The sequence below is a fragment of the Enterobacter sp. E14S genome (assembly GCF_055666685.1).
This window is the reverse complement of sequence record NZ_JBVODQ010000001.1, coordinates 1,068,279-1,094,347: the sequence shown is the minus strand read 5'-3', so window position 1 is coordinate 1,094,347 and position 26,069 is coordinate 1,068,279. Positions and strand designations below refer to the sequence as shown.

General features: G+C 54.9%; 26 protein-coding genes. 19 read left to right on the top strand and 7 right to left on the bottom strand.

The window, feature by feature from the left end; all coding sequences use genetic code 11:
• Positions 1-43: 43 nt before the first annotated feature.
• Positions 44-1,255, bottom strand: a complete 1,212-nt coding sequence (gene tyrP, locus ACZ6J2_RS05215; RefSeq protein ID WP_058841412.1) for a tyrosine transporter TyrP — start codon at positions 1,253-1,255, stop codon at positions 44-46.
• 229 nt (positions 1,256-1,484) lie between these two features.
• Between tyrP and ACZ6J2_RS05210 the strand changes: the two genes are divergently transcribed.
• Complete coding sequence (locus ACZ6J2_RS05210) at positions 1,485-1,826, top strand: hypothetical protein (protein WP_039263769.1); 342 nt, start codon at positions 1,485-1,487, stop codon at positions 1,824-1,826.
• Positions 1,827-1,862: 36 nt separating this feature from the next.
• Here the strand turns inward: ACZ6J2_RS05210 and ftnA are convergent, their stop codons facing one another.
• Together ftnA and yecR are read right to left on the bottom strand one after the other, a co-directional pair.
• Positions 1,863-2,360 (bottom strand): non-heme ferritin, encoded by a 498-nt coding sequence (gene ftnA / locus ACZ6J2_RS05205; protein ID WP_023336146.1) that lies wholly within the window; start codon positions 2,358-2,360, stop codon positions 1,863-1,865.
• A gap of 204 nt (positions 2,361-2,564) precedes the next feature.
• Entirely contained in the window at positions 2,565-2,903 is a 339-nt protein-coding gene (gene yecR / locus ACZ6J2_RS05200) for a YecR family lipoprotein (protein WP_023336145.1), read from the bottom strand.
• A gap of 234 nt (positions 2,904-3,137) precedes the next feature.
• On the opposite strand from yecR, the gene azuC reads away from it, so the two are divergent.
• Together azuC and ACZ6J2_RS05190 are read left to right on the top strand one after the other, a co-directional pair.
• A complete protein-coding gene (azuC, locus tag ACZ6J2_RS05195; protein ID WP_014884364.1) occupies positions 3,138-3,221 on the top strand; it encodes a stress response protein AzuC in 84 nt (27 codons plus the stop codon).
• Between the two features lie 105 nt (positions 3,222-3,326).
• Positions 3,327-3,578 carry a DUF2766 family protein gene (locus ACZ6J2_RS05190; protein ID WP_008500405.1) on the top strand — a complete coding sequence of 84 codons (252 nt, stop codon included), beginning with the start codon at positions 3,327-3,329 and terminating at the stop codon, positions 3,576-3,578.
• 42 nt (positions 3,579-3,620) lie between these two features.
• On the opposite strand, the gene ACZ6J2_RS05185 is transcribed toward ACZ6J2_RS05190, so the two are convergent.
• Positions 3,621-4,964, bottom strand: coding sequence for an anaerobic C4-dicarboxylate transporter (locus tag ACZ6J2_RS05185; protein WP_373225536.1), 1,344 nt, complete (start codon positions 4,962-4,964; stop codon positions 3,621-3,623).
• A gap of 156 nt (positions 4,965-5,120) precedes the next feature.
• A complete protein-coding gene (locus ACZ6J2_RS05180; protein WP_023312270.1) occupies positions 5,121-5,624 on the bottom strand; it encodes a non-heme ferritin-like protein in 504 nt (167 codons plus the stop codon).
• Positions 5,625-6,411: 787 nt separating this feature from the next.
• On the opposite strand from ACZ6J2_RS05180, the gene araF reads away from it, so the two are divergent.
• The 5 genes from araF (at position 6,412) to otsA (ending at position 12,367) form a co-directional block, all read left to right on the top strand.
• Entirely contained in the window at positions 6,412-7,401 is a 990-nt protein-coding gene (gene araF, locus ACZ6J2_RS05175) for an arabinose ABC transporter substrate-binding protein AraF (RefSeq protein WP_003859687.1), read from the top strand.
• A 71-nt stretch (positions 7,402-7,472) separates the two neighbouring features.
• Positions 7,473-8,987, top strand: a complete 1,515-nt coding sequence (gene araG, locus ACZ6J2_RS05170) for an L-arabinose ABC transporter ATP-binding protein AraG (RefSeq protein ID WP_471725025.1) — start codon at positions 7,473-7,475, stop codon at positions 8,985-8,987.
• A 14-nt stretch (positions 8,988-9,001) separates the two neighbouring features.
• A complete protein-coding gene (araH, locus tag ACZ6J2_RS05165; RefSeq protein ID WP_029742191.1) occupies positions 9,002-9,988 on the top strand; it encodes an L-arabinose ABC transporter permease AraH in 987 nt (328 codons plus the stop codon).
• 176 nt (positions 9,989-10,164) lie between these two features.
• Positions 10,165-10,968 carry a trehalose-phosphatase gene (gene otsB / locus ACZ6J2_RS05160; RefSeq protein WP_126795846.1) on the top strand — a complete coding sequence of 268 codons (804 nt, stop codon included), beginning with the start codon at positions 10,165-10,167 and terminating at the stop codon, positions 10,966-10,968.
• Positions 10,943-12,367: an alpha,alpha-trehalose-phosphate synthase gene (gene otsA / locus ACZ6J2_RS05155; RefSeq protein WP_471725024.1), complete on the top strand. Its 1,425-nt coding sequence runs from the start codon at positions 10,943-10,945 to the stop codon at positions 12,365-12,367. The genes otsB and otsA overlap by 26 nt, the downstream gene beginning before the upstream one ends.
• Before the next feature lie 15 nt (positions 12,368-12,382).
• Here otsA and uspC read toward each other — a convergent pair whose 3' ends face one another.
• Positions 12,383-12,811 (bottom strand): universal stress protein UspC, encoded by a 429-nt coding sequence (gene uspC / locus ACZ6J2_RS05150; RefSeq protein WP_471725022.1) that lies wholly within the window; start codon positions 12,809-12,811, stop codon positions 12,383-12,385.
• A 794-nt stretch (positions 12,812-13,605) separates the two neighbouring features.
• Here uspC and flhD point away from each other — a divergent pair.
• From flhD to cheW, 6 genes are all read left to right on the top strand, one after another.
• Positions 13,606-13,956 (top strand): flagellar transcriptional regulator FlhD, encoded by a 351-nt coding sequence (flhD, locus tag ACZ6J2_RS05145; RefSeq protein WP_008500415.1) that lies wholly within the window; start codon positions 13,606-13,608, stop codon positions 13,954-13,956.
• 2 nt (positions 13,957-13,958) lie between these two features.
• Complete coding sequence (flhC, locus tag ACZ6J2_RS05140) at positions 13,959-14,537, top strand: flagellar transcriptional regulator FlhC (RefSeq protein WP_013096051.1); 579 nt, start codon at positions 13,959-13,961, stop codon at positions 14,535-14,537.
• Between the two features lie 123 nt (positions 14,538-14,660).
• Positions 14,661-15,548: a flagellar motor stator protein MotA gene (motA, locus tag ACZ6J2_RS05135; RefSeq protein WP_008500417.1), complete on the top strand. Its 888-nt coding sequence runs from the start codon at positions 14,661-14,663 to the stop codon at positions 15,546-15,548.
• Positions 15,545-16,474, top strand: a complete 930-nt coding sequence (gene motB / locus ACZ6J2_RS05130; protein ID WP_032658606.1) for a flagellar motor protein MotB — start codon at positions 15,545-15,547, stop codon at positions 16,472-16,474. The genes motA and motB overlap by 4 nt, the downstream gene beginning before the upstream one ends.
• 4 nt (positions 16,475-16,478) lie before the next feature.
• Complete coding sequence (gene cheA, locus ACZ6J2_RS05125; RefSeq protein ID WP_029741332.1) at positions 16,479-18,515, top strand: chemotaxis protein CheA; 2,037 nt, start codon at positions 16,479-16,481, stop codon at positions 18,513-18,515.
• A 19-nt stretch (positions 18,516-18,534) separates the two neighbouring features.
• Positions 18,535-19,038 carry a chemotaxis protein CheW gene (cheW, locus tag ACZ6J2_RS05120; RefSeq protein ID WP_471725019.1) on the top strand — a complete coding sequence of 168 codons (504 nt, stop codon included), beginning with the start codon at positions 18,535-18,537 and terminating at the stop codon, positions 19,036-19,038.
• Between the two features lie 104 nt (positions 19,039-19,142).
• Here cheW and ACZ6J2_RS05115 read toward each other — a convergent pair whose 3' ends face one another.
• Positions 19,143-20,408: a dicarboxylate/amino acid:cation symporter gene (locus tag ACZ6J2_RS05115; RefSeq protein WP_039263672.1), complete on the bottom strand. Its 1,266-nt coding sequence runs from the start codon at positions 20,406-20,408 to the stop codon at positions 19,143-19,145.
• Between the two features lie 429 nt (positions 20,409-20,837).
• Between ACZ6J2_RS05115 and ACZ6J2_RS05110 the strand changes: the two genes are divergently transcribed.
• The 5 genes from ACZ6J2_RS05110 to ACZ6J2_RS05090 are packed head-to-tail and all read left to right on the top strand — an operon-like array spanning position 20,838 to position 26,062.
• Positions 20,838-21,410, top strand: coding sequence for a Csu type fimbrial protein (locus ACZ6J2_RS05110; protein WP_023312260.1), 573 nt, complete (start codon positions 20,838-20,840; stop codon positions 21,408-21,410).
• Positions 21,411-21,422: 12 nt separating this feature from the next.
• Positions 21,423-21,971, top strand: a complete 549-nt coding sequence (locus ACZ6J2_RS05105) for a Csu type fimbrial protein (protein WP_047061108.1) — start codon at positions 21,423-21,425, stop codon at positions 21,969-21,971.
• A gap of 16 nt (positions 21,972-21,987) precedes the next feature.
• Complete coding sequence (locus ACZ6J2_RS05100) at positions 21,988-22,743, top strand: fimbrial biogenesis chaperone (protein ID WP_471725016.1); 756 nt, start codon at positions 21,988-21,990, stop codon at positions 22,741-22,743.
• A complete protein-coding gene (locus tag ACZ6J2_RS05095; RefSeq protein ID WP_471725015.1) occupies positions 22,719-25,103 on the top strand; it encodes a fimbria/pilus outer membrane usher protein in 2,385 nt (794 codons plus the stop codon). Before ACZ6J2_RS05100 ends, ACZ6J2_RS05095 begins: the two co-directional genes overlap by 25 nt.
• A complete protein-coding gene (locus ACZ6J2_RS05090) occupies positions 25,100-26,062 on the top strand; it encodes a Csu type fimbrial protein (protein WP_471725014.1) in 963 nt (320 codons plus the stop codon). The genes ACZ6J2_RS05095 and ACZ6J2_RS05090 overlap by 4 nt, the downstream gene beginning before the upstream one ends.
• The last annotated feature ends 7 nt before the right edge of the window (positions 26,063-26,069 follow it).

Sequence of the window (26,069 nt, the reverse complement as noted above, 5' to 3'; positions counted from 1 at the left end):
ATCGATCCCTATGAAAGCGGGTAGTTTCCCCTTAAACCCTTTTTTATCCCACTTCCGGCAGTATCCCGGCTGCAATCAATACCTGCACCAGAATAATCACCACCCCACAGCCAAACACAACGCACAGCAGCGGTTTTCCTCCCGCCACGCGATATCCCTGCTGAGGATGCTGCTGGCGGCTCTTCCACGCCAGCAGGGAAGGGAGCAGCAGGGCCAGGATAGAGAGCGCCACCCCTGCGTAGCCCAGCGCCATCACAAACCCGCGTGGGTAAAACAGCGCAAAAGCGAGCGGCGGCAGGAAGGTGATGGCCCCCGTCTGCAACCGTCCAGCCGCGGTATTGCGACGCTGGAACAGGTCGGCCAGATAATCAAACAGGCCGAGCGCCACGCCCAGGAACGAGGTTGCCAGCGCCAGGTCGGCAAACAGGTGTACCGCCAGCTCCACGTGCGGGGAGGTAACAACCTCGCGCAGTGCCAGCAGAAAACCGTTCAGGCCAGCGTGTTGCGCCATCAGCCCAATAAAGGTCGAAGAGTCAATGCTGCCCAGCGTCACCAGCTGCCAGAAAATATAGGCGATCAGCGGGATCGCGCTGCCGATTACAAAGACGCGACGCAGCTTGCGGATATCGCCGTTCATATAGCTGACGATGCTCGGCACGCTGCCGTGGAAGCCAAACGAGGTGAAAATGACCGGGATCGCGGAGAGCGCCAGCCCTTTTTCCAGCGGCAGCGTCAGCAGGTTGACCTTGTGCACGTGCGGCGCCAGCAGCACCAGCATGACGATCAGGAAGAGAATTTTGGCGCTGAACAGAAAGCGGTTAAACAGATCGACCAGCGATGTCCCCACGCAGACCACGCCGCCGCCGATGAGCGCAAAGAAGATAGCCCCCGTCGCGGGGGTGATGTCAGAGCCAAACCAGTCGTTGACGCTGGAGGCGATGAGTTCCCCGGCGCCGCTGATATAGGCGGCGGTCAGGGCGTACATCAGGAACATCATGCTAAAGCCGGTTATCCACTGACCGTAGCGTCCCAGATAGCGCGCCGCAAGCGAACCCAGACCGGTGTCGGCGGGGACGTGCTGGTAAACCTCAAGCAGCAACAGGGCGGTGTAGCACATCAGCGCCCAGAGCGTACCCAGCAGCAGCAGAGTCATGCCAAATCCCACGCCCGCGGCTGCCAGGGGCATTGCCAGCATTCCTGCGCCAATCGTCGTTCCGGCGACGATAAAAATACTTCCCAGGGTTCTGTTTTTCACGCTTTCCTCTACAACGATGCTTAACCGCGACAAAATCTGCGGCGCAGAGTAAGGGAAAAGCCGTAACTCGTCAAATCACCGTTACAAGTAGTGTAATGAATTATTTACGAACTACCGGCCCTCTGATCCTTTTTAGGCACAGGCCTACTTCATAAGGGCAATGTTGCTGCGCGACATTCCGGCGTAACGTAAACAATAAATATAAATTATCAAATTAAGTGAGAGTTTTATGGCTGGGGAGAATCCCTTTACCGCGGCATGGAGCCGGGGAGGTAACCTGTTGTGCCATGGCCACTGGATAATTAGCTGGCAGAACCAGCCCCTGATACTTCCCGAGTCCCGCCGCGAAAAGGATATGGGCACCTGGGCAATCTATTCGATTATCGATCCTGAAGATGAAACCTTTGCGCAAGGCTTACAGGAAGATGAGTGGATCGTTGAGAATGTCGACTGGTTAACGGATATGTTCTTCGAGGTGGGTATTCCGCTGGAGACGTCCAGCTACCGCTATTTTTACCAGGCGGTGAATCCTCATGACTGGCGCTGCACCAGCTGTGCGGGGTGTATGTAAATTAGCGCGGTGCCGGAAACCGGCACCGCGCTGAAATTAATTCTGCGTATCGAGAGTGGAAAGTTCTTTATCAATAAAGTAAAGACCTTCGCCGGATTTACCCACCAGAGATAATTTATCCAGTACGGATTTAAACAGCTTCTCTTCTTCGTGTTGCTCAGCGACGTACCACTGCAGGAAATTAAAGGTTGGGTAATCCTGGCTGGTCATCGCCGCATGAACCAGTTCGTTAATTTTCTGCGTGATCAGCTGCTCGTGCTCGTAGGTGGCGCGGAACAGTTCATCGAGAGAATTATACTCAGCGAAAGGTGATGTCACGGTTTCAATGCGCGGCAGGCTGCCCGTATCTGTCAGATAATCAAACAGACGCTGCATGTGGGTCATCTCTTCCTGAGCGTGACGACGCAGAAACGCGGCCGCACCTTCGAAGCTGTGGTAGCTGCACCAGGCGCTCATCTGCTGGTAGAGCAGGGATGAAAAAAGCTCAAGGTTCATTTGCGCGTTGAGCTTGTCGATCATTTCAGTTTTCAGCATGGTGATGCTCCGGGTTATTATTTCTGGTTCACAATGAGCGACACTATAATTTGTTATTTAATTATTTGCAAAACGTAAATTTTTTATTTTATTTATTTAAAATACGAATGGGAATAAAACGCATTGGCGATTTTTATAATTTATTAATGAGAATTGTTTTTGTTCGTAATGAAATATACTGCCAGCAAACGCTGGCAGCGTTGATTAATACCAGGGATTATTTGACTTAGGGTTAACGGCGTAACCCATACATTTATACTGGATAGTCACGCTCTCGTTCAGGCACAAAGAGCCGCTCGTCAGGGTACAGGTTTTGATGGGCTGACCATAGGCTGAAGCGGTGGCATACCCCATGCTCTGACACGCTTTTGCCGCCGTGCCGTTATTCACATACTCATCGGAATACGCATTTTGCAGCGCTGCCTGGCCGTAATCGAGGCGGACGATGCCGTTCGGCGCGTCGAGGCTGCTGACTTCAGCCTGGCGGTTGATACTACACCCCGCGAGCAGCAGGATTGTGCCGGCTACAATGACTCTTTTCATGGTTCGCTCTGAGTGGATGGAAATACCTTATCGTACCCGCAGATGCCCGCTGCAATGCCTGGAATAGCCGGACAATCTGCCCTCACTCTTCGCAACGGGTCAGAGTGGAGCGCTATCAGGCCAACCCCATATAAAAATGTGATGGGCATCACAAAATGATTGATTTTTGTGATAATGGTCATATTATAAGCACGTTGACAATAAAGTTGTATAACAAGTTAATGGAGCATCATCGTGAAACTGCGCAAAATCCTGAAAAGCATGTGGGCCAATTACTGCCGCACGTTCAAAGACGTGCCGCCAGGCGCCATGTTCTGATAAAAAACCTGCTTCGGCGGGTTTTTTGTACCTGCAGGCGATGAAGGGAAGATGTCAGGGGGCGTGTTTTGCTACTATGGCGGCCTTTAAATAAGGAGAAAGCCCATGTCACAAAACCTGAGCGCCGATCAGGAACTGGTCTCTGACGTTGTCGCCTGTCAGCTGGTTATCAAACAAATCCTTGATGTTCTGGACGTGATTGCGCCGGTTGAAGTGCGCGAGAAGATGTCTACGCAGCTGAAAAACATCGATTTCGCCAGCCATCCTGCTGCCGCTGACCCGGTTACGCTTCGTGCGATCCAGAAAGCCATCGCGCTGATTGAACTGCGATTCACGCCGCAGGGTGAATCCCACTAAAACAGGGGTAGGGGCGACAGCACGTGTCGCCCTTTGAAGCGGTTAAAAGAACGTCTGGACCAGCAGGTAGCTCGCCGCGCACGCGCAGCTTACTCCAATCAGCCCCGGCAGAATAAAGCTGTGGTTGATGATAAATTTGCCGATGCGGGTGGTGCCTGAACGGTCAAAGCCGATGCAGGCCAAATCACTTGGATAGGTCGGCAGGACAAAATAGCCGTAGGACGCCGGGAAAAAGGCGATCAGCATTTTCGGGTCGATGCCGAGCATGAGGCCCATTGGCGCAACGGCCGTCAGCGCAGCCGCCTGGCTGTTCACCAGTTTTGACACCAGAAACAGCACAATGGCATACGTCCACGGGTGGCTCTTCACCACGCCTTCCAGCGCCAGCTTTAACTCGTCGAGATGCGCCTGGAAAAAGGTATCGCTCATCCACGCCACGCCGAACACCGAGAAGATCGCGACCATACCGGCCTTGAACACCGCGCCGTTGGAAATGGCCGACGCATTGACCTTACAGCCCATCAGCATCACGGCGCCCGCAATTAACATCATCATCTGAATGACAAGGTTCATCGACAGCGCCGTCATTTTGCCTTTCACCTCAAAGGCGGGGCGCAGTTCCGGGAATGCCCCCAGCAAAACGACCACGGCAATACCGGCAAAGAAAATCCACGTGGACCAGTAGGCCTGTTTAGGGAAACGCTGATTCATTAACGTCTCGGTCCCGCCGTAGATAAACTCGCGCTGCTTAGGATCTTTCAGCTTTTCCTGAAACTCTATGTCGTCAGCCAAATCTTTCCCACGGCGTAAACTCCACAGGGCCGCAATGGCTACGCCGAATAGCGAAGCGGGAACCGACACGGCGAGAATTTCCAGGATCCCCCACGCGTGGCCGATCCCATGCTGTGCCGCCAGGATAGACACCAGCGACACAACGGCAACGGAAACGGGGGAAGCCGTAATCGCCATCTGTGATGCCACTGACGCCACGGCCATGGGGCGCTCGGGGCGGATCCCTTTTTTCAGGGCGATATCCGCGATGATGGGGAACATGGTGTAGACCACATGTCCGGTGCCGCACAGAAAGGTCAGCATCCAGGTGGTGAAAGGGGCGAGCAGGGTGATGTGCTGCGGGTGTTTGCGCAGCAGACGTTCAGCAAACTGCATCATGACGTTGAGGCCGCCCGCAGTCTGCAGCGTAGCCGCACAGCCAATCACCGCAAGGATGGTCAGCATAACGTCAACCGGCGGTTTACCCGGTTGCAGACCAAAGACAAAACATAAAATAAAAAGACCAATACCGCTGATTAACCCAAGCCCCATACCGCCGAAACGCGTACCCGTCAGCAGGCAGAGGAGAATGACAACAAACTCAATGGTGATCATGATGCTCCCTCGTCAATGATTATGTAACTAAATAAATCATCACACGTTGTGTGGTTAATCATTGGGAGCCAGATCTGATTTGTTAAATTTCAGCAAAAGCAGAAGGTTGGAGATGGGATGGGGGCCTGCTCCCCGGGACGGAAGCAGGCCAAAAACTCAGTGGTGTTGCACCGCCACAATGTCGAGCAGATGACGGTCGGTTTGCTCAGGACATAAACCCGCCTGCTGCGCATTATGGATCTCATCCGCCAGCGTCTTCAGCAGCATGCCATCCTGCTGCTGCTCTTTGTCCATATCGCGTAAGAATTTGAGCGTCGTAATGTCCTGCTGCGCTTTGGCTTCATCGGCCAGTTTGCTGAGCGTGCTGCAGCGTTGCTCGTACTCTTCAAGCGTTTTCTGAAACAGTTCTTCCAGGCAAGAGTAGTTTTCGTTGATCCCATCAAGGGCTTTAACGACAGGATTTGCCCCTGCGGCTTTCAGAAAATTAAAGACACGCATCATGTGGGTGACGTTACTTTGCGCCTGAGAGCGAAAGAATGTGGCAGACCCCGTAAGACTATTCTCGGCACACCACGCACTTAAGTGAAGGTGCAGATTCGAGGCGTAGAACTCAAGGTTCATCTGCGCATTAAGTTTTTGCATCATCGTTTGGGTAGCCATACTCATATCCTTATTGACTGTGGGACGTGATGTCCGTTGCGTAACCTGAGCGCCAGGCAAATACGAAGAGAAGAGCAGAAATAGACATTCTGCCGTGACCGAAGTCGACCGAAATTCACTTCCTGTGTTCGATATAAATAAGCATACCCTTGTATTGGGTCTAAGAAAACTCTTAATCAGGCTGTATTTACCATACATTACAAAGTTTAATATAGTTTAGAAATACAATTAGCTCGCCATGAATTGAATGTGACTTAATGGCCTAATAATTAAAGGTTTTTATCGTGATGGCACACTGTTACTCTTTCGAAAATATTAAGTTGGAATATTACTCCGAGAAAAAGAGAAATACGGTTTAATCGTTTCGAATATATGATGTGTCAATAAAATTGCGCTAAATCAAATTCTGCGGAATAACGTTTTTTCAGGTGCGTTGTACATTCGTGATGAAAAACATGTTGAACCCCTTAACGCCAGGTGCCGTTTTGCCCGCTGAGAGGCATCAGGGATATCTTGGCTAATCTTATGGATAATTCTGCTTAGTCCTCTTCCATTTGTCTGACAAATCCTGCCTTTTTTATGTCATTTTTCGCTGAATTTATGTACGCAATTACTGTAATTCTGCGGTGTGATGGGGCTCTCTTATGGATGATTAATTTCCCGCTAAAACTATCACCAGCAATAACGCTTATGACGAGGTAAGCGCTAATGCCTTGTTTTAAGTCCGATTAAAGAAGAAGCACGCACTTATTCCCTACAGAAAAGAATGCTAAAGCTGGAGTTTACCATGCACAAATTTACTAAAGCGCTGGCGGCCATCGGTCTGGCTGCCGTTATGTCACAATCCGCTATCGCTGAGAATTTAAAACTCGGTTTTTTGGTAAAACAGCCCGAAGAGCCCTGGTTCCAGACTGAGTGGAAATTCGCAGATAAAGCCGGGAAAGATTTAGGTTTTGAAGTCATTAAAATCGCCGTGCCTGACGGCGAAAAAACCCTGAACGCCATCGACAGCCTGGCGGCCAGCGGTGCAAAAGGTTTCGTTATCTGTACCCCGGATCCAAAGCTGGGGTCGGCAATCGCGGCGAAAGCGCGCGGTTACGATATGAAGGTCATCGCGGTTGACGATCAGTTCGTTAACGCCAAAGGCAAGCCGATGGACACCGTCCCGCTGGTCATGATGGCGGCGACCAAAATCGGCGAACGTCAGGGACAGGAACTCTATAAAGAGATGCAAAAGCGCGGCTGGGATGTCAAAGAGACCGCGGTAATGGCTATCACGGCTGACGAACTGGACACCGCACGCCGTCGTACTACCGGCTCAATGGACGCGCTGAAAGCGGCCGGCTTCCCGGAAAAACAGATCTATAAAGTCCCAACCAAATCCAACGATATCCCGGGCGCTTTCGACGCCGCGAACTCTATGCTGGTACAGCATCCGGAGGTCAAACACTGGCTGGTGGTCGGCATGAACGACAACACCGTGCTGGGCGGGGTACGCGCGACGGAAGGCCAGGGCTTCAAAGCGCCTGACGTGATCGGGATTGGCATCAACGGCGTTGACGCCGTCAGCGAGTTGTCCAAAGCGCAGGCTACCGGCTTCTATGGTTCTCTGCTACCGAGCCCGGACGTTCACGGCTACAAATCCAGTGAGATGCTCTACAACTGGGTAACCAAAGGGGCCGAACCGCCGAAATTTACCGAAGTGACCGACGTGGTGCTGATTACCCGCGACAACTTCAAAGAGGAGCTGGCGAAAAAAGGGCTGGGCGGTAAGTAATACGCTGTGATTGTGCCCCTCATGCATCGTGAGGGGCCAGACGTACACACTACAGGAATCACGGAGACGTTATGCGACAGTCTGATCCGTATCTCTCTTTTCGCGGCATCGGGAAAACTTTCCCCGGTGTTAACGCGCTGACCGATATCAGCTTCGACTGCTATGCCGGCCAGGTCCACGCCCTGATGGGGGAAAACGGCGCGGGGAAATCCACGCTGTTGAAGATCCTCAGCGGCAACTACGCGCCTACGACCGGCACGCTGGCCATTCGCGGCGAAGAGGTGGCGTTTGCCGATACCACGGCGGCGCTCAATGCCGGGGTTGCGATCATCTATCAGGAGCTGCACCTCATTCCTGAGATGACCGTGGCGGAAAACATCTATTTAGGTCAGCTTCCGCACAAAGGCGGCGTGGTAAATCGTTCGCTACTTAATTATGAAGCGGGGCTGCAGCTTAAACACCTGGGTCTGGACGTCGATCCCCAGACGCCGCTGAAATATCTCTCCATCGGCCAGTGGCAGATGGTTGAAATTGCCAAGGCGCTGGCGCGTAACGCCAGAATTATCGCCTTCGATGAGCCCACCAGTTCGCTCTCTGCGCGTGAAATTGAAAATCTGTTCCGCGTGATCCGCGAATTGCGTCAGGAAGGCCGTACGATTTTGTATGTCTCGCACCGCATGGAAGAGATATTTGCCCTGAGCGACGCCATCACCGTCTTTAAAGATGGGCGCTATGTGCGCACCTTTACCGACATGCAGCAGGTTAACCATGACCAGCTTGTTCAGGCGATGGTTGGACGCGAGCTGGGTGATATTTATCACTGGCAGCCGCGTCAGTACGGTCCTGAACGCCTGCGCCTGGGCAACGTCAAAGCGCCGGGCGTGCGTACGCCGATTTCGTTATCGGTTCGCAGCGGCGAAATAGTCGGCCTGTTTGGCCTGGTGGGGGCGGGGCGCAGTGAATTAATGAAAGGCCTGTTCGGCGGTACTCGTATTACCGAAGGGCAGGTTTTTATTGACGGTGAACGGGTCGATATCCAGAAACCGGCCCACGCGATCAGGGCGGGCATGATGCTCTGCCCGGAAGACCGTAAAGCTGAGGGGATTATTCCGGTACATTCGGTACGCGACAACATCAATATTTCCGCTCGCCGCAAGTTTATTCGCGCAGGCTGCCTGATAAACGATGGCTGGGAGTCGAGCAACGCCGACCACCATATTCGCTCGCTGAATATTAAAACGCCGGGCCCGGAACAGCTGATCATGAATCTGTCAGGCGGAAACCAGCAGAAGGCGATTTTAGGCCGCTGGCTGTCGGAAGATATGAAGGTCATTTTGCTCGACGAGCCGACGCGCGGTATCGATGTGGGGGCAAAACACGAGATTTATAACGTGATCTATGAGCTGGCAAAACGCGGCGTGGCGGTGCTCTTCGCCTCCAGCGATCTGCCGGAGGTGCTTGGCGTGGCCGACCGCATTGTGGTGATGCGTGAAGGCGAAATTGCCGGTGAATTGCTTCATGAACAGGCGAATGAACAACAGGCGTTGAACCTCGCCATGCCTAAAGTCAGCCAGGCTGTCGCCTGAGTAAGGAGTTAATGATGTCCTCTGTTACTACATCCGGAGCGCCGAAGTCGAAGTCGGCGCTGAGTTTTGGACGTATCTGGGATCAGTACGGCATGCTGGTGGTCTTTGCCGCGCTGTTCCTCGCCTGCGCGATCTTTGTTCCTAACTTTGCCACCTTCATTAATATGAAGGGGCTGGGGCTGGCCATTTCCATGTCCGGGATGGTGGCCTGCGGGATGCTGTTCTGCCTGGCCTCTGGCGATTTTGACCTGTCGGTGGCGTCGGTGATTGCCTGTGCGGGCGTCACGACGGCAGTGGTGATCAACATGACGGAGAGCCTGTGGATTGGCGTTCTCGCCGGTCTGCTACTCGGCGTCATCAGCGGTCTGGTGAACGGGTTTGTTATCGCACGCCTGAAGATTAACGCTCTGATCACCACGCTTGCGACGATGCAAATTGTCCGCGGGCTGGCCTATATCATCTCCGACGGTAAAGCGGTGGGGATTGAAGACGAGCGCTTCTTTACGCTGGGTTACGCCAACTGGCTGGGGCTGCCTGCGCCAATCTGGCTGACCGTGGCCTGCCTGATCTTGTTCGGCTTCCTGCTCAACCGGACCACCTTTGGCCGCAATACCCTGGCGATTGGCGGTAACGAAGAGGCCGCCCGTCTGGCCGGGGTGCCGGTGGTGCGAACCAAGATTATTATCTTCGTGCTCTCAGGGCTGGTTTCTGCCGCCGCGGGGATTATCCTGGCTTCGCGTATGACCAGCGGCCAGCCGATGACCTCTATTGGCTACGAACTGATCGTCATTTCGGCCTGCGTTTTAGGGGGCGTTTCCCTCAAGGGCGGCATCGGAAAAATCTCATATGTGGTGGCCGGTATCCTGATTTTAGGCACGGTGGAGAACGCCATGAACCTGCTGAACATTTCGCCGTTCTCGCAGTACGTGGTTCGTGGTCTGATCCTGCTGGCAGCGGTGATTTTCGACCGTTACAAGCAAAAAGCGAAGCGTACCCTGTAACTCTTTTTCCCGTCTTTTATTGCTCAACTTATAACCATAGTTGCCCCCTTAACCGCCCCGCCAGTTTTACTGGCGGGGCGGTTGTCAAATGGCGAGCGACGTCACACTGTCTATACTTACATGGCTATGAAAGAGGTAAAGGCGTTTACCTCTCGTAAACCGTAAGGAGGAAAAGGGTGGCTGACATGTTAACCGCACCGCCTGTACTGCCCGGACACTATGCTTTCTTTTTCGATCTCGACGGCACGCTCGCCGGGATAAAACCGCACCCTGACCAGGTGTCTATTCCGGATGCGGTGTTACAGGATTTGCATCAGCTCTCGCTCATGAACGAGGGAGCACTGGCATTGATATCAGGGCGCTCAATGGCCGAGCTGGATATGCTCGCCAGTCCTTACCACTTTCCGCTGGCCGGTGTACACGGAGCGGAGCGCCGCGACATCCATGATCACACGCATATCGTTTCACTCCCTGACGCACTCACGCAAACGCTCCAGAAGCAGCTTTCTGCTGCGCTGGAAGCGCTGCCTGGCACCGAGCTGGAAGCCAAAGGCATGGCCTTTGCCCTGCATTATCGTCAGGCGCCGCAGCATGAGGAGGCCGTGCTTGCGCTGGCTCAGACGGTAGCGGATGCCCATCCACAGCTGGCGTTGCAGCCCGGCAAATGTGTCGTGGAGTTAAAACCGAAAGGGATTAATAAAGGCGCGGCCATCGCCGCGTTTATGGCGTCGCCGCCTTTCAAAGGGCGAACGCCCGTTTTCATTGGGGATGACCTGACCGACGAGGCCGGGTTTCGCGTGGTGAATCAGGCCGGAGGGATCGCCGTCAAGGTGGGGCCTGGTGACACCGTTGCCGAATGGCGACTGGCGGATGTCGCCAGCGTCTGGCAGTGGATATCTGACATCGCTAACCAGCAACAACAACAAATAGCGCAAAGCAAAGGGGGAAACCATTATGGGTCGCTTAGTCGTCGTCTCTAACCGAATCGCACCGCCTGACGATAAAAAAGCCAGCGCGGGTGGCCTGGCGGTAGGGGTGTTAGGTGCCTTAAAAGCCGCTGGCGGGCTGTGGTTTGGCTGGAGTGGAGAAATCAGTGAAGAAGAGAAACCGCTCAAAAAGGTGACGCGCGGAAACATTACGTGGGCTTCATTTGCATTGAAAGAGAAAGACTATGACGAGTATTACTCGCAGTTCTCAAATGCCGTCCTGTGGCCTGCGTTCCACTATCGTCTTGACCTGGTCAAATTCCAGCGTGAATCCTTCGAAGGCTACTCGCGCGTGAATGCGCTGCTGGCGGATAAACTGCTGCCATTAATAGAAGAAGACGATATTTTATGGATCCACGATTATCACCTGTTGCCCTTCGCGAGAGAGCTGCGAAAGAGGGGGGTGAATAACCGGATTGGCTTCTTCCTGCACATCCCGTTCCCGACGCCGGAAATTTTTACCGCGCTGCCGCCGCATGAAGAGCTGCTGGAGGCGCTGTGTGATTACGATTTGCTGGGCTTCCAGACCGAAAATGACCGCCTCGCGTTCCTTGACTCCGTGTCTGGCAAAGCGCGTCTGGTGACCAAAGGCGGGAAAACCCATACGGCGTGGGGAAAAACCTTCCACACCGAGGTCTATCCAATAGGGATTGAACCTGACGAAATCGCGGAGCAGGCTTCCGGCCCGCTGCCGCCGAAGCTGGCGCAGCTTAAGAATGAACTCAAGCACGTGAAAAATATCTTCTCGGTTGAGCGTCTTGATTATTCCAAAGGGCTGCCGGAACGCTTCCTGGCGTATGAAACGCTGCTGGATAAATACCCGCAGCATCACGGGAAAATTCGCTATACCCAGATTGCGCCGACGTCGCGCGGTGAGGTTCAGGCCTATCAGGATATTCGCCATCAGCTGGAGACAGAAGCAGGGCGCATTAATGGCCGCTACGGCCAGCTGGGCTGGACGCCGCTGTTTTACCTGAATCAGCACTTTGACCGTAAGATCCTGATGAAAGTCTTCCGCTATGCGGACGTTGGGCTGGTCACGCCGCTGCGCGACGGGATGAACCTGGTGGCGAAAGAGTATGTGGCGGCCCAGGATCCTGCCGACCCGGGTGTTCTGGTGCTTTCCCAGTTTGCCGGAGCCGCAAATGAGCTCACGTCGGCGCTCATCGTTAACCCTTACGACAGGGATGACGTGGCGAACGCGCTGAATCGTGCCCTGACAATGCCGCTCACGGAACGCATTTCCCGTCATGCTGACATGATGGAGACGATCCAGAAGAACGATATTAACCACTGGCAGGCGCGTTTTATTCAGGATCTCCGGGATATCGCTCCGCAAAGTCATGAAGGCGATCTGCAAAAAAAGATCGCGACCTTCCCTAAACTCGCCTGATTTACTGCTGGGGGGTTAATGCCCCCCAAGCGGCACTAACAGCACATCGACCTGGCTCGACGCGACAATAGATTTCGCCGCGCAGGCTGCCCGCGATAAAAAGCTGCGGTTATGGTTCCCGCAAATTACTAAATCAATATTTTGTTTACGACACATATCGAGAATATGGGCGTTCAGTTCCCCGGTCGCAATAACGGTCTCATAAACAGGATATTGTGCCTTTTCCACTAATTCGCGCAGAAATTGCTGCGTTTCTTCCTGCAGTACCTCGCGAATATCCTCCAGCATGGGGGCGGCCAGCTGATTATACATCTCTGGCTCTGCGGCGAGCGTGATGAGGCTGATGCGGGCATTGTGAGGTCTGGCAATGGAAACTGCCCGAGCGACGAGCTGATGGCTTTCGGGGGAAACTGCAACGGAAACAAGAAGATGGGAGTAACTCATGGCGCACTCCTTGGATGTCTGAAAGACAGCGTTTAACCACCTTTACCGCGAAATCTCCGGTTCTGCAAGAGCAGATTACGACATTAGTGTGAAGCTTATCATAATTATTCATTAATTATTCTTATAAGAAGAATAACTGAAAAATGCGCCTAAATGAAAAAAATTAACAACTTAACGTAAATCACACAAATTCACGCCTTGACTGTTAAATCGTTTTGACCCGTTACAAACTCATTTCGAATGATCACGTCCTGAAACATCTTTTTTGTGCTATCTGCATAACTATATGTTTTTTCACGGTAAGAAAAATGTTTCCCGAAGAGGGGGTTGTTGTAAATGTTTCCGCGCGGCGCTTACGGCTGGGAAAGCACGTTGCATGCCAGTTCGGATCACCCTTCTGCATGAGTATTCGTCAATTAAGAATACAAAACAGTACCGATTGGCCAAATTTTGAACAAATTACAAGTCATACTGATGGATTTATGGGTCATATTCACTTAAATTGTGTGACGTGGATCACATTTTTTTTAAATTTGAGGGTGGCTGGATTGTATGTGTCAAAACTGACGAGTAGAGTTTGCGTCGAATTAGGAAAAATCTTAGTTATTTGTAAGAAATGATAAATCATGTAAGAGACGCATTCGCGGTTTCTCTCTTACGGTTTCAGTGAATACAAACCTAAATTCAACTATGCATTTAGCCTTTTCTTTTTTATACCGGGTGATTTCCCGGCGACATCACGGGGTGCGGTCTTTCCGCATAAAAATAATAGTTGGTTATTCGGGATGGGAACAATGCATACATCCGAGTTGCTAAAACATATCTATGACATCAATTTGTCGTATTTACTGCTCGCGCAGCGTTTGATTAGTCAGGACAAGGCGTCCGCGATGTTTCGTCTGGGTATTAACGAAGAAATGGCAACCATGCTGGGCGGCTTAACCCTCCCGCAGATGGTTAAACTGGCTGAAACGAATCAACTGGTTTGCCAGTTCCGTTTCGATGATTCACAGACAATAACGCGTCTGACGCAGGAATCCCGTGTGGACGATCTTCAACAGATCCATACCGGTATTCTTCTTTCCACTCGCTTGCTTAACGAAATCAGCCAGCCTGATGACGTAGCCCGTAAGAAAAGGGCCTAGCAATGAGCGAGAAAAGCATTGTTCAGGAAGCGCGTGACATACAGTTGGCCATGGAGCTGATTACACTGGGTGCTCGTTTACAAATGCTGGAAAGCGAGACTCAGCTGAGCCGTGGTCGTCTCATCAAACTGTACAAAGAGTTACGTGGTAGTCCCCCGCCGAAAGGCATGCTGCCGTTTTCTACCGACTGGTTTATGACGTGGGAGCAGAATATTCATGCTTCCATGTTCTGTAATGCCTGGCAGTATCTTCTCAAAACCGGTTTGTGTAGCGGCGTTGACGCCGTGATCAAAGCGTACAAACTTTACCTTGAACAATGCCCACAGCAGGAAGAAGGCCCTCTGCTGGCGCTGACCCGCGCATGGACGCTGGTGCGTTTTGTTGAGAGCGGAATGCTTGAACTGTCGCGCTGCAACTGCTGCGACGGCAATTTTATTACCCATGCTCATCAACCTGCAGGCAGCTTCGCCTGTAGTTTATGTCAGCCTCCATCCCGCGCAGTAAAAAGACGTAAACTTTCCCGGGATGCTGCCGATATTATTCCACAACTGCTGGATGAACAGATCGAACAAGCTGTTTAACCCGAACGTGTGGGAAAGATTCCAGCAGCGGTAAGCAATTACCGCTGCTTTTTTTTACCCCGCAAACGGTAAACGCTGCGAGCTGGACGTCCTTGCCATAGTCACTAGCGGAAGGATGATGTCGTGCTTATCTTATTAGGTTACCTGGTAGTTCTCGGTACAGTTTTCGGCGGTTACATGATGACCGGCGGGCACCTTGGAGCACTCTATCAACCGGCTGAACTTATTATCATCGGCGGCGCAGGGGTAGGGGCTTTTATCGTTGGTAACAACGGTAAATCGATCAAGGGCACGCTGAAAGCGATTCCGTTGCTGTTCCGTCGCTCGAAATACACCAAAAGCATGTATATGGATCTGCTGGCACTGCTCTATCGCCTGATGGCGAAGTCGCGTCAGCAGGGCATGTTCTCGCTTGAACGGGATATTGAAAACCCGAAAGAGAGCGAAATTTTTGCCAGCTATCCGCGAATTCTTGCTGATGCCATGATGCTGGATTTCATCGTCGACTATCTGCGACTCATCATCAGCGGCAACATGAATACCTTCGAAATCGAAGCGCTGATGGACGAAGAGATCGAAACCCACGAAAGCGAATCTGAAGTGCCGGCCAACAGCCTGGCGCTGGTCGGCGACTCGCTTCCGGCATTCGGTATCGTTGCCGCGGTAATGGGCGTGGTTCACGCCCTGGCCTCGGCAGACCGTCCGGCAGCCGAACTGGGCGCGCTGATTGCCCATGCGATGGTGGGGACTTTCCTCGGTATTTTGCTGGCGTACGGCTTCATCTCTCCGCTGGCGAGCGTTCTGCGCCAGAAGAGCGCGGAAACCACCAAAATGATGCAGTGCGTGAAGATCACGCTGCTCTCTAACCTCAACGGTTACGCGCCACCGATCGCGGTTGAGTTTGGCCGTAAAACGCTTTACTCCAGCGAGCGTCCGTCGTTTATCGAGCTTGAAGAACACGTGCGTGCGGTGAAAAACCCAAACCAACAGACGACAACTGAGGACGCATGAAAAACCAGTCCCATCCGATCGTCATCGTAAAAAAACGCAAGCACAAGGGCGGCGGGCATGGTGCACACGGCTCGTGGAAAATTGCGTACGCCGACTTTATGACCGCAATGATGGCGTTCTTTCTGGTGATGTGGCTGATCTCCATCTCCAGCCCAAAAGAACTGATCCAGATTGCCGAATATTTCCGAACGCCGCTGGCAACGGCGGTGGCCGGTGGGCCGCGTATCTCTAACAGCGAAAGCCCGATCCCGGGCGGCGGCGATGATTACACCCAGCAGAAGGGTGAGGTGAAAAAAGAGCCGAACATCGACGAGCTGAAAAGAAAGATGGAGCAGGCGCGTCTGAAGAAACTGCGGGGCGATCTCGATCAGTTGATTGAAGCGGATCCGAAGCTGCGCGCGCTGCGCCCGCATCTGAAGATTGACCTGGTGCAGGAAGGGCTGCGTATTCAGATTATCGACAGCCAGAACCGCCCAATGTTTAAAACCGGAAGTGCGGAAGTCGAACCGTACATGCGCGATATTCTGCGAGCCATTGCACCGGTGCTGAACGGTATTCCTAACCGAATCAGCCTGTCAGGACACACGGATGATTTCCCGTACGCCAGTGGGGAGAAGGGATACAGCAACTGGGAGCTTTCTGCCGATCGTGCCAACGCCTCGCGTCGCGAGCTGGTGGTAGGTGGGCTTGATGATGGCAAGGTACTGCGCGTAGTCGGCATGGCCGCAACCATGCGCGTTTCCGACCGCGGGCCGGATGATGCCATCAACCGTCGTATCAGTCTTTTAGTGCTGAACCAGCAGGCGGAGCAGGCCATCCTGCATGAAAACGCCGAAAGTCAGAATGAGTCACTGGACGATTTAAAACAGCCTGGGGCCGTTCCTTCGGCTGCCGTTCCAACATCGCCACCAGCCAATCCGAGGTGATAGCGTGAGCATGGATATTAGCGATTTTTACCAGACATTCTTTGATGAAGCCGACGAATTGTTGGCCGATATGGAGCAACATTTGCTCGATTTGGTGCCCGAAGCACCGGACTCCGAGCAGCTCAATGCCATCTTCCGTGCGGCGCACTCTATTAAAGGCGGAGCCGGAACGTTTGGATTTACCATCCTGCAGGAAACGACCCATTTAATGGAAAACCTGCTTGATGAAGCACGACGCGGTGAGATGCAGCTCAATACCGACATTATCAACCTGTTTTTGGAAACCAAAGATATTATGCAGGAACAGCTCGACGCCTATAAAAGTTCGGCAGAGCCTGATGCCGCCAGCTTTGAATACATCTGCAATGCGCTGCGCCAGCTCGCCCTGGAAGCAAAAGGTGAAGTCGCTGCAGCCGTTGTCCCTGCGGCGAAACTGAGCGTTGTCGATGCGGTGGCTGCCGACGAGGCCGCGCCAGCCGCTGCACAAGCGGGAAAACTGCGCGTTGTGCTGTCACGCCTAAAAGAGAGTGAAGTTAACCTGCTGGAAGAAGAGCTGGGTAACCTGGCGAAGTTAAGCAACGTGGTAAAAGGCAAAGACAGCCTTGCCGCGACGCTTGATGACGGTATTGGCCAGGACGATATCGTGGCGGTACTGTGCTTTGTGATTGAAGCTGACCAGATCGCCTTCGAAACCGAAACGGCCGCGGTTGACGCCCCTGCCGCTGCGGAAGAGGTGGCCGTTGTCGCTCAGGCCGCCGCACCGGCTGTGGCTCCTGCGGCTCCGGCGCTGAAGGCGGTGCCAAAAGAGGCCGCGGCACCTGGCCGTGGTGAGAAACCTGCTGCGCGCTCCAGCGAGTCAACCAGTATCCGCGTTGCCGTTGAGAAGGTCGACCAGCTGATTAACCTGGTGGGCGAACTGGTGATCACCCAGTCGATGCTGGCCCAGCGTTCTAACGAACTGGACCCGGTCACGCACGGCGATCTGATCACCAGCATGGGCCAGCTGCAGCGTAACGCCCGCGACCTGCAGGAATCGGTCATGTCCATCCGTATGATGCCGATGGAATATGTCTTCAGCCGCTTCCCGCGTCTGGTTCGCGACCTTGCCAGCAAGCTGAATAAACAGATTGAACTGACCCTGATGGGCAGCTCAACCGAACTGGATAAAAGCCTGATCGAGCGCATTATCGACCCGTTAACGCACCTGGTGCGTAACAGCCTCGACCACGGTATCGAACTGCCGGAAAACCGCATTGCCGCCGGAAAATCGCCGGTCGGCAACCTGATCCTCTCTGCGGAACACCAGGGCGGGAACATCTGCATCGAAGTGACCGATGACGGCGCGGGGCTTAACCGCGAGCGCATCCTGGCAAAAGCGATTTCGCAGGGGATGGCGGTCAATGAAAACATGACCGACGAAGAAGTGGGCATGCTCATCTTCGCGCCGGGCTTCTCTACCGCAGAGCAGGTGACCGACGTGTCCGGACGCGGTGTGGGCATGGACGTGGTGAAACGTAACATCCAGGAGATGGGCGGCCACGTTGAGATCCAGTCTAAACAGGGTTCCGGCACCACCATTCGCATTCTGCTGCCGCTGACGCTGGCGATCCTCGACGGCATGTCAGTCAAAGTGGCGGACGAAGTCTTTATCCTGCCGCTGAACGCCGTAATGGAATCCCTGCAGCCGCGTGAAGAAGATCTGCATCCGCTGGCGGGCGGCGAGCGCGTCCTCGAAGTGCGCGGTGAGTACCTGCCGCTGGTTGAGCTGTGGAAAGTGTTCGAAGTGGACGGGGCGAAGACAGAGGCCACGCAGGGCATCGTTGTGATCCTGCAAAGCGCGGGCCGTCGCTACGCGCTGCTGGTCGATCAGCTGATTGGTCAGCACCAGGTGGTAGTGAAGAACCTCGAAAGCAACTACCGCAAAGTGCCGGGTATTTCTGCCGCCACCATTCTGGGTGATGGTAGCGTGGCGCTGATCGTCGATGTGTCGGCGCTTCAGGGATTAAATCGTGAACAACGTGTGGCGTACACAGCCGCCTGATTAAGTAGAAGGTAATAACATGACCGGTATGAGTAATGTAACGAAACTGGCGGGCGAGCCATCAGGGCAGGAATTCCTGGTATTCACTTTAGGCGATGAGGAGTACGGCATCGATATCCTGAAAGTGCAGGAAATCCGTGGTTACGACCAGGTTACCCGCATCGCTAACACGCCTGCTTTTATTAAAGGTGTCACCAACCTGCGTGGCGTCATTGTGCCAATCGTGGACCTGCGCGTGAAGTTCAGCCAGGGCGACGTTGACTACGACGACAACACCGTGGTGATCGTTCTGAATCTGGGGCAGCGCGTGGTAGGTATCGTGGTGGACGGCGTATCTGATGTGCTTTCCCTGACCTCTGACCAAATTCGTCCTGCGCCGGAGTTTGCGGTCACGCTGTCGACCGAATACCTGACCGGCCTGGGCGCGCTCGGCGAGCGTATGCTGATTCTGGTGAACATCGAGAAGCTGCTGAACAGCGATGAGATGGCGCTGCTGGATATCGCCGTGAGTCACGTAGCGTAGGAAAATGCAAAACGGCAACCCAGGTTGCCGTTTTTTGTGTTTACTCCCTCTGCCTGTGGGAGAGGGCAGGGGTGAGGGAATCAGGCCTCACCCTTTTTTTCACCTTACGCTTCCTGCTTTACCAGCTCAGCTTCAGCTTCCGCTTCCCGCGCGCCTTCATTCTGTGACAGCATCGCGGTCGCAATACCATTGCCCAGCACGTTAATTGCGGAACGGCCCATGTCCAGGAAGTGGTCGATCCCCATCAGCAGCAGAATACCCGCCACCGGAATATTAAAGCTCGGAATGGTTGCTGCCAGCACCACCAGTGAAGAACGCGGTACGCCGGCAATCCCTTTCGACGCCAGCATCAGGGTCAGCATCAGCACCGTCACTTCAGAGAAGCTCAGGTGAATGTTGTACGCCTGAGCGATAAACATCGAGGCGAAAGAGCAGTACACCATCGAACCCACCAGGTTGAAGGAGTAGCCAATCGGCAGAACGAAAGAGGCGATGTTGCGCGAGCAGCCGAAGCGCTCCAGCTGCTCCAGCGTTTTCGGGTAGGCGGCTTCAGAGCTGCTGGTGGTAAACGCCACCAGGACCGGATCTTTCAGCATGCTGACCAGGCGAAACACCTCTTTTTTCAGCACCATGTAGCCCACGGCCAGCAGCACCATGCAGGTGAGAAGAATGGCAACATAGTAGCCGCCAATAAAGGAGGCGTAGTTCAGCAGAATGCCGAGACCTTGCGTGGCAATGACGGATGAAATCGCCGCGAAAATGGCCAGCGGAGCAACGTACATCACGTAACCCGTTACCTTCAGCATGATATGGGAAACCACATCCAGCGCGGCCACCAGCGGCGCGTTGAATTTCTGTCCCAGCGACGCGCCGCCGATGCCGAAGAACATCGAGAACACCACAATCTGCAGGATCTCATTGTTCGACATCGCCCCCGCGATACTGGTCGGAATGGTATGCGACAGGAACGCTTTCAGCGTCATGCCGCCAACGGCCAGGCCGGTATCCACCGCTTCTGTCGGAACCGTCAGGTTCAGACCGCTTCCCGGATGCTCCAGCGTGACGATGAACAGGCCCACCAGAATAGAGAGCACGGATGAGCTGATAAACCACACCATCGCTTTTCCGCCAACGCGGCCAATGGTGGAGGTTTCGCCCAGCTTCATAATGCCGACGGTGAGCGTGCTGAAGACCAACGGTGCAATGACCATTTTGATCAGGCGGAGGAAAATATCGGTCAGAAGGGTAATATTATCCGACCAGGCTGTGATGGCATCCGCAGATGCATACTCATGAATTGCTGCCCCTGAAAGAATACCCGCCAGCATGAATATCACGATGAAGAGTGTGAGTTTGTTTGCACTTGCCACGAAAAAAGACCCTCTATGCGCTTCAGATGTAGCCCGCGTCGATACATATAAATTTTTTATTACGATACGGGAAATTATTCGGCACATAAATTGACGCAAAGTGTAGGGGGATACAACTCCTTTTTAATTTTTATTAATTTTGTTGTTAATGCGCTGACGATATATTGTGATCGTCGTCACACTTTAATGGATATATTCTCCCCGGATAGAATGAAATTGCTGCCTGAATTAAATTAACTTTCTGTTATTTATAAAAAAGTTGAGTCAATAAGACATATGCCTTATGCGTTAAGGGTCGGGTGGTCGAAGCGATATCCGTAAACTAAATTCTCAATAACCCCCTCAGAGGAACGTTAAGCGGGGCTAACATCTTGAACGACAAAAATAAAATGTGGCAAGGGAACGGAGACGTCTTCTGGAGGGTGGTAAATGAAAAGAAAACTTCTTTTGATCTGCGCAGGCACCTTACTGGCTGCGACAACGGCCCATCAGGCGCTGGCCGTCACCAGCAGCGGCACCATCGGTGCAACGCTGACGCTGACAAACGGGTGTCTGATAAACGGCTCGCCCGCGCAGAGTGGCATTAACTTCGGTACGCTCGACTTCGGTACCCATCCGGCAACCTTTTCCACGCTTACGACGCAGCTGAGCGGCGCCAGCGGCGGAAACACCTTCACCATTCAATGTACGACCGCCAGCTATACGGTCGCGATCACCGGTAATACCCACTCCACCGCGCCCGGCTCGGTTGTCGGTTCGCCGGGCACGCCTGAACGCTATCTGGTGAATACGGCCAACGCGGCACAGGGCGTGGCCTACAGCCTGTACAGCGACAGCGGGTTTAACACCGTGATTGCCAATAACGCCGCGCTGCCGATCGCGTCTACAGCCGGAGGGGTGGACAGTTACACCCTCTACGGACGGATTACCGGCGGCGGTAACAGCGTGACGGTCGTTCCGGGAACCTACACCGACACGATTAACGTCAGCGTCACCTACTAGTCCCGAACCGCCATGAAGGCATCTCTCACAGGTCTGCGCAAACGCGCAGAGGGACGCGTGCAGCCTTTTTTCGCGCTGATCGTCGGATTGCTCACGATGCCCACGGCGGATGCGGTGACATCCCAGTCGTTTAAGGTCAGCGCGACAATTGTGCCGGGATGCGCGGTGGCCACCGGTAGCGGAGGGCTTCTCGGTACGCTGGATTTTGGCAGCCATAACGGCGTCGAGAGCGCGCCGGTGAGCACCAGCTTTGTGCCAAACGGGGCGTTGTCAATTGCCTGTACGCCAGGCGTGGCGCTGAGCATGAGCATTAATGGCGGTCAAAATTATTCATCCGTTCGCCGCATGAAGCGTGCGAACGGCGCCGACGTGGTGCCATACCGGCTCTACAGCAGCAGCTCGCTGGCCGCGAACAGCGAAATTGGCGTCAACCAGGCGATAGCGGTGACCTATACCAACAGCAATAACATCGCGCTGCCGCTTTTTGGCGTGGCGCTACTGACCGGGTTTAGCCCGGCGGGAACCTATTCCGATCAGCTCACCGTGACCTTGTCATGGTAATAAAGGGAGAGTGTTGATGAAGCCATTTTTCAGACCGGTTTGTCTGGCGGGCGCGTTGGGAATGGCGGTTGCTGGCCAGGCGCAGGCGGCGGCCACCATCCTGCTCTGGCCCATCGATCCCTGGCTTGCTGCAGATGCCAACGCCACGGAACTGTGGATCCAGAACCAGGGAAACAGCGCCACGACGATGCAGGTCCGCATCGTGCGCTGGAAGCAGGAGGACGGACACGAGCGCTATACCGCACAGCAGGACGTGGTCGCCAGCCCGCCCATCGTCACGATTGGCACAGGCAGCAAGCAGCTTATTCGCCTTATCAAACAGGCTTCGGTTCCCGCCGGGGTCGAACAAGCCTATCGCATTATCGTCGATGAAATCCCCCAGCCTGATGCCAAAGCCGAACCCACCATCGGCCTCAAATTGCAGATGCGTTACTCCATCCCTCTGTTCGTGTATGGGCAGGGGATCCCGACCATCAAAGAGGGCGCGCATCACGCGCTGGCGGAGACCCAAAACCTGAGCTGGCGAGTGACGCAGGCGGAGGGGAAGCCTGCGCTGGAGGTCAAAAATCGGGGTGATGTCCACGTCAGGCTGAGCCAGGTGGCGCTGGAGCAGGGAGGTCAGAAACGCACGGTGGCGGAAGGATTGCTGGGTTACGTTCTGCCGGGCAGCACCCGCAGCTGGCCCATACCCGCTGGCGTTCGTCAGCCAGAGCGGATGAGCGCGCAGATTAATGCCAGGGACGCACAATGGCAGTCGACGCCCGTCAACTGAAGCCGGCGATGATGATACTGCTATGCGTCAGTTCCGCGACCCTGGCCGGGCCCGGCGACGACAGTTTACCGCCGCCTCCCCAGGCACAGGCGATAAATGATGAAGCGGTTTTCCAGCTGGCCATCGTGGTCAATCACTACGACACCGGCCTGGTCGTGCCCGTGACGCAGCGTAAAGGCGCTTTCTTTATCTCCAGCGCCGATTTGCTGCGCGCGGGGCTGCCCCCGGCGCACGTTCCCACCGGCGAGGTAAATCTCTCCTCGCTTGCTCAGGTTCGGGTGGAGTACGACAGCGCCGCGCAGCGCCTGCTGCTTAACGTTCCCCGCGACTGGGTAACGGCCCGCGTGACGCCTTTCAGCGCGCAAGCGGCGCAGGCCAAACCGCATTACGGGCGCGGGGCGCTGCTGAATTACGATCTCTACACCAACCACACGGAACATATCGGCGGTCAGGCGTCGATCTGGCATGAGTTCCGCTACTTCAACGAAAACGGCTCGTTTTCCTCGACCGGTTACGCGCGGGAAAATTTCACCGGTAACGACGGCCAGCAGGAAGGGTATGTCCGCTATGACACGACCCTGCTGTTCACCAACGAAGATGACGCGATGAGCTGGAGCGCCGGGGACGTGATCAGCGATGCCCTGAGCTGGAGCTCCAGCGTGCGGATGGGGGGGATAAGCGTCGGGCGGGATTTCTCCCTGCGTCCTGACCTGGTGACATGGCCGCTGCCCGAGTTCGCGGGGGAAGCCGCGGTACCCACTTCGGTCGATCTCTTTATCAACGGCTATCGCTCCGGCTCAACCCAGCTTCAGCCGGGGCCTTTCACCCTGACTAATCTGCCCTATATCAACGGCGCCGGGGATGCGGTGCTGGTCACGACGGATGCGCTGGGGCGCCAGGTAAGCACCACGCTACCGTTTTACGTCACCAGCGACCTGCTGAAACAAGGGCTGAGCGACGGCGCCGTGACGCTCGGCAGCCTGCGGCGTAATTACGGTATCAAGAATTTTGACTACGGTCCGGCAGCCGGCAGCGGCTCGTATCGCTACGGAATGACGGACTGGCTAACCCTCGAGGGCCACGCGGAAGGGGCGCAGGAGCTGGCGCTGGGCGGCGCGGGGACGGTGATAAAACTCGGCCAGTTTGGCGTGGTGAATACCTCTTACTCGCAAAGCCGCATGCGCGGTGATACGGGTGGGCAAATCAACTGGGGTTACCAGTACAGTACCAGCGAGTTTAGCGTCGCCACCCAGCACACGCGTCGCGACCGCGGCTTTGGCAATCTGGCCCTTTACGATCAGCCGACGGTGTATGACGAAAACGATAAGCCCATCGCCAGCTTTAGCCGTAATACGGACCAGTATTCGCTGACCTTCAATCTGGGACGGTACGGCAACATTGGTGCGGCCTGGATCGGCGTGGAGAGTTTTGACAGCCAAAAAACCGAGCTGCTCAATCTCTCCTGGAGCCGAAACCTGTGGGGAGCGAGCAGCATTTACCTGGCCGGCAGCCGGGATCGGCAGCGGGGAGACTGGACGGTCGCGCTGTCGCTGCAGGTGCCGCTGGGGGCGCGCGACAGCGCTGCCGTCACCGTTGAAAACACCCCGGATGCAGGCAGTACCCAGCGCATTAACTACAACCACTCCATGCCTTCTGACGGTGGGTTCAGCTGGAACATGGCCTGGGCCAACCAGTCAAGATCCAGTGATTATCAACAGGGTACGCTGGGCTGGCGTAATAACAACATCGAGCTGCAGGGCGGCGGCTATGGCGAAAGGGATGCCATGACCTGGTGGGGCGAGGCGATGGGCGCCGTTGTGCTGATGGACGGCGAGCTGTTCGCGGCGAATAAGATCAACGATGCTTTTGTGGTCATCAGTACCGACGGCCACCCGGACGTGCCCGTCAGCTATGAGAACCAGCCCGTCGGTAAAACCAATAACAACGGCTACCTGCTGGTCAGCGGGGTGTCGGCGTATTACCCGGCAAGCTACCGGATTGATACTTTGAATCTGCCGGCGGATACCCGTCTGAAAGAGACCGAGCGGCGGATCGCGATTCGGCGTCACAGCGGCTATCTGGTCGATTTCCCGATGGAGCAGGAGCGGGTGGCCAGCGTTATTCTGCATGACGCGCGCGGGAAGGCGTTGCCGGTGGGAAGCCAGGTTCGACGCGCCTCGCGCAGCAATGCGGTGGTGGGGTACGACGGCATCGCCTGGCTGGAAAATCTCAGCGATGTGAACCCGCTGGAGGTGATCGCACCTGACGGGAGGCGCTGTAAGACTACCCTGACCGTGGGGGCCAATCCGGAGCATAAGTTGAAAACCTACGGGCCGCTGGTTTGCCGGGAGGAGCCATGACGCGCCTGCTGCTATTCATCCTGCTGCTATTCTCCGGCGGCGGCTGGGCGGCGTGTACCGTCACTACGGTTAATGCGTCGTTTGGCAGCGTCACCTCGTTCGCGCTTAGCGGTACCGGAGAAGTTCAAACCACCGGCACGCTGGTGGTGGCCTGCGATGCCGTGCTGAATCTGCTGACCAGCGACTCGGTAACGCTGACCTACACCGCGGCATCGGTTTCGGGCAGCAGCCGGGCCACGATGAAACGCACGGATAATGCGGCCATCACGGACGTGATCCCCACCCGGCTGTGCGGGTTATCGGGATGCGCGAGCAGCAGCGAGGTACAGATAAGTAAATCGTATACCTGGAGCGGGAGTACCCTGCTGGGGTTGCTGGGGTCAAAGCAGTACAACATTCCGCTCTATTTCCGCACCGTCGCCGGGCAAAACGTCACTGCCGGGCCATATCAGGTGCAGTTAACCTTCAGCATTAACTACAGCGTCTGCTCCGTGGGCGCGCTCGGCATTTGCACAATCAATCAGACGGGAACCGCGACAACCACCATCCTGTTGGATATGACCGTCACCAACGACTGCAGCGCCATGACCACGCCAGATGTGAACTTCAACAGCGCGCCGCTGGTGCAAAGTTTCCCCACCGTCTCGCAGGCGATTGCCGTCACCTGTACCAAAGGAAGTTCGTATACCATCGGCATTAATAACGGTGCCAACGCGCTGAACAACGTGCGGCGGATGGTGAGCGGCAGCAACGCCATGAGCTACGACATCTATAAGGAAGCCACCGGTAACCGTTGGGGCGGCAGCGGCAGCGAGCGCTGGTCCAGCGCGGTATCGTCGCAGGTCAGTACCGACGGTTTACTGCGCACCTACAACTACACCGCGAAAGTCCTGACCAATCAGGCCACGCCGCCCGCCGGAACCTACACCGACACGCTGATTGTCGACGTGGCGTTTTAACCCCGCG

Bases quoted from the DNA above. Each gene is read 5' to 3' on its own strand.
- ACZ6J2_RS05210 (WP_039263769.1), top strand. From the start codon at position 1,485: ATGGCTGGGGAGAATCCCTTTACCGCGGCATGGAGCCGGGGAGGTAAC.
- ftnA (WP_023336146.1), bottom strand. From the start codon at position 2,360: ATGCTGAAAACTGAAATGATCGACAAGCTCAACGCGCAAATGAACCTT.
- yecR (WP_023336145.1), bottom strand. From the start codon at position 2,903: ATGAAAAGAGTCATTGTAGCCGGCACAATCCTGCTGCTCGCGGGGTGT.
- ACZ6J2_RS05190 (WP_008500405.1), top strand. From the start codon at position 3,327: ATGTCACAAAACCTGAGCGCCGATCAGGAACTGGTCTCTGACGTTGTC.
- ACZ6J2_RS05185 (WP_373225536.1), bottom strand. From the start codon at position 4,964: ATGATCACCATTGAGTTTGTTGTCATTCTCCTCTGCCTGCTGACGGGT.
- ACZ6J2_RS05180 (WP_023312270.1), bottom strand. From the start codon at position 5,624: ATGGCTACCCAAACGATGATGCAAAAACTTAATGCGCAGATGAACCTT.
- araF (WP_003859687.1), top strand. From the start codon at position 6,412: ATGCACAAATTTACTAAAGCGCTGGCGGCCATCGGTCTGGCTGCCGTT.
- araG (WP_471725025.1), top strand. From the start codon at position 7,473: ATGCGACAGTCTGATCCGTATCTCTCTTTTCGCGGCATCGGGAAAACT.
- araH (WP_029742191.1), top strand. From the start codon at position 9,002: ATGTCCTCTGTTACTACATCCGGAGCGCCGAAGTCGAAGTCGGCGCTG.
- otsA (WP_471725024.1), top strand. From the start codon at position 10,943: ATGGGTCGCTTAGTCGTCGTCTCTAACCGAATCGCACCGCCTGACGAT.
- uspC (WP_471725022.1), bottom strand. From the start codon at position 12,811: ATGAGTTACTCCCATCTTCTTGTTTCCGTTGCAGTTTCCCCCGAAAGC.
- flhD (WP_008500415.1), top strand. From the start codon at position 13,606: ATGCATACATCCGAGTTGCTAAAACATATCTATGACATCAATTTGTCG.
- flhC (WP_013096051.1), top strand. From the start codon at position 13,959: ATGAGCGAGAAAAGCATTGTTCAGGAAGCGCGTGACATACAGTTGGCC.
- motB (WP_032658606.1), top strand. From the start codon at position 15,545: ATGAAAAACCAGTCCCATCCGATCGTCATCGTAAAAAAACGCAAGCAC.
- cheW (WP_471725019.1), top strand. From the start codon at position 18,535: ATGACCGGTATGAGTAATGTAACGAAACTGGCGGGCGAGCCATCAGGG.
- ACZ6J2_RS05110 (WP_023312260.1), top strand. From the start codon at position 20,838: ATGAAAAGAAAACTTCTTTTGATCTGCGCAGGCACCTTACTGGCTGCG.
- ACZ6J2_RS05105 (WP_047061108.1), top strand. From the start codon at position 21,423: ATGAAGGCATCTCTCACAGGTCTGCGCAAACGCGCAGAGGGACGCGTG.
- ACZ6J2_RS05100 (WP_471725016.1), top strand. From the start codon at position 21,988: ATGAAGCCATTTTTCAGACCGGTTTGTCTGGCGGGCGCGTTGGGAATG.
- ACZ6J2_RS05095 (WP_471725015.1), top strand. From the start codon at position 22,719: ATGGCAGTCGACGCCCGTCAACTGAAGCCGGCGATGATGATACTGCTA.
- ACZ6J2_RS05090 (WP_471725014.1), top strand. From the start codon at position 25,100: ATGACGCGCCTGCTGCTATTCATCCTGCTGCTATTCTCCGGCGGCGGC.